Raw genomic sequence first — 2877 nt, forward strand, 5'->3', positions numbered from 1 at the left:
CCCAGCCCGGTGCCATGATTACCGATGAAGACAAATCCATTGCCCAGGTGCTGTCCATGGTACTGGATAAGAAGGTAACCACCCTTAGCGGCAAGGTGATTCCTGTAAAGGCTGATACCATTTGTGTTCATGGAGATGGACCAAAAGCGCTGCAGTTCACCCAGAAAATCCGTAAGGCATTGGCTGAGAATGGCGTAGAAATTGCCGCTGCTGGTACGTTCCTGAGATAAGTTCCCATACGGAAAGGAAGGATGACAATGGACTATAGTGCCATGAAACCCCAAGCAGTTCGCCAATTGATTCGGGAAGGCAAGATTGACTATTTTACCAGCGGCATGTGCAAGGGGTATGCCCAAGCCAACCTGGTAATCCTGCCCAAAGAACTGGCTTTTGATTTTCTGCTGTTTACTACCCGCAATCCCAAGCCCTGTCCCGTTTTGGACGTAACGGAAGTGGGCAGTCCGGAACCCAAAGCGGTGGCTCCGGGAGCGGATCTGCGGTATGACATTCCCAAGTACCGGATTTACAAGAAAGGGCAGCTGGCAGCTGAAGTTACCAATCTGGATGGATATTGGCGGGATGACTTGGTGGCCTTCCTGCTGGGCTGCAGCTTTTCCTTCGAAGGTCCCATGCTGGATGCAGGCCTGGATGTACGGCATATTACGGAAGACCATAACGTGCCCATGTACATTACCAATATTCCCTGCACCCCAGCCGGCGTGTTCCATGGCCCTATGGTAGTTTCTATGCGGCCCATGACGCCCAAGGCAGCCATCCGGGCCATTCAGGTTACCAGCCGGATGCCCAATGTTCATGGGGCGCCCATCCATTTTGGAGACCCGGCAGCCATTGGCATCAAGGATATTGCCAAACCGGATTTCGGTGATCCTTCTACCATATACGAAGGGGAAGTACCGGTGTTCTGGCCCTGCGGGGTAACCCCCCAGGCCGTAGCCATGGCTGTAAAGCCCGATTTCATGATTACCCATGCACCGGGCCACATGTTCATTACGGATGTATTGAACGCTGATTTGAGCATTTTATAAAAATAAAGAAAAATAGAGAGATCAGACAAGACCAAATGAGGGGAACTTACCATGAAAAAAGAATCTAACCTGAGCGTATTGCTGGGGGCAGCGTTTCTGATGGCCACTTCGGCCATTGGACCGGGCTTTTTGACCCAGACCACCGTTTTTACCGGCCAATTGGGAGCCAGCTTCGGCTTTGCCATCCTGGCCATGATCATCATTGATGCCATTGCCCAGCTGAATGCCTGGCGCATTATTGCCGTAGCCAAAAAACCTGGACAGGATATTGCCAATATGGTGTTCCCAGGCCTGGGGTACTTTGTTTCTGCCCTGGTGGTTGCCGGCGGTCTGGCTTTTAACATCGGCAATCTGGGGGGTGCAGGGCTGGGGCTTAACGTGCTCTTTGGCATCAGTCCTATCGCAGGTGCTCTCATTAGCGGTGCTTTGGCCATCTTCATCTTCCTGAGCAAAGAAGCCGGGAATTTGATGGACAAGTTTGCCCAAATTGCTGGGGCCGTGATGGTACTCCTGACCATTTATGTGGCGGTGATTTCCAACCCTCCTGTAGGGGAAGCTATTAAGGAAACCTTTGCTCCCAGCCATATTGACCTGATGGCTATTGTAACCCTGGTAGGGGGCAGTGTAGGCGGCTATATTACTTTCTCTGGCGGCCATCGTCTGCTGGACGCAGGCATCTGCGGGGAAGAAAACCTGCCGGAAGTGAACCGGAGCTCTCTTATGGGTATCGGTATTACCAGCCTGATGCGGATTTTTCTGTTTCTGGCAGCCTTGGGGGTTATCAGCCACGGCTTCAAACTGGATCCTGCCAATCCCCCGGCTTCCGTATTCCAACTGGCGGTAGGGGATGTGGGCTATAAAATCTTTGGTATTGTCATGTGGTCCGCTGCCATTACTTCTGTAATTGGCTGCGCTTATACGTCAGTTTCTTTCATTCGTACCTTCAGTGAATCCCTGAACCGGAACTACCGGTATTTGATTATTGCCTTTATCGTTTTCTCTGCTGCCATTTTTGCTTTCATTGGCCGTCCGGTAACGGTATTGGTGGTGGTAGGCGCCCTGAACGGGCTGATCCTGCCTATCGTTTTGGGCTCCCTGCTTTTGGCTGCCCGGAACAAGAAAATTGTGGGAAATTATCAGCACCCCAAGGTTTTGATTGTTTCTGGCTGGTTGGTATTTTTGGTGATGTTGTACATGGCTGCCAATACGGTGCTGAAGATGTTTCCTACCCTGTTTAAATAAGGAGGCCGTACGGTTATGACCAAGGCTGAAGAATTTTTGGCAGCGGCAAAAATTCTCCCGGTGGGGGAAGCTGCCTTGATGGTTTCTTTTGGGGATGTGATTGCCCCGGAGTTGCTGAACTGCTCCCGGGCCTTGACCCAAGCCCTGGAAGAGAATCCCTTTCCAGGTATTTATGAGTTTGAAGCGTCCTATACGGGCGTGACTATTTTTTATAATCCTCTGGTGCTGGCTTCCCAATCAGACCTGCCGGAAGACCCGGTGCTGTCCAAGGGCTTTCGGGAGGCTGCCAAATGGGTACGGAATTTATTGGACCAGCTGGTGCTGACGACCAGCGGAGAAACCGAAAAGGTGCGGATTCCTGTCTGCTACGGCGGGGAATTCGGGCCGGACCTGGACTATGTGGCGGAATACCACCATATGACGCCGGACGAAGTGGTGAAAATCCATACCAGCGGTGACTACCTGGTGTACATGATTGGTTTTGCTCCCGGTTTCCCCTACATTGGGGGATTGCCGGAAGCCATTGCCACCCCTCGCCGAGATACGCCCAGACTGGTAATTCCCAAAGGGACAGTAGGTATTGCCGGTA

General features: G+C 52.0%; 4 protein-coding genes. All 4 read left to right on the plus strand.

The features are described from left to right. The coding region (locus tag C7E10_RS11830) for a LamB/YcsF family protein (protein ID WP_200820233.1) at positions 1 to 230 on the plus strand (230 nt) is incomplete at its 5' end. 27 nt (positions 231 to 257) lie between these two features. Continuing rightward, complete coding sequence (locus C7E10_RS11835; protein WP_231087081.1) at positions 258 to 1046, plus strand: putative hydro-lyase; 789 nt, start codon at positions 258 to 260, stop codon at positions 1044 to 1046. A gap of 51 nt (positions 1047 to 1097) precedes the next feature. Continuing rightward, a complete protein-coding gene (locus C7E10_RS11840) occupies positions 1098 to 2288 on the plus strand; it encodes an NRAMP family divalent metal transporter (protein ID WP_105327521.1) in 1191 nt (396 codons plus the stop codon). 15 nt (positions 2289 to 2303) lie between these two features. Then, on the plus strand, positions 2304 to 2877 hold a 574-nt coding region (locus C7E10_RS11845; RefSeq protein ID WP_105327522.1), incomplete at its 3' end, for a 5-oxoprolinase subunit B family protein.

Origin of the sequence: Acidaminococcus hominis (genome assembly GCF_900291475.1) — a bacterium.
GTDB lineage: Bacteria > Bacillota > Negativicutes > Acidaminococcales > Acidaminococcaceae > Acidaminococcus > Acidaminococcus hominis.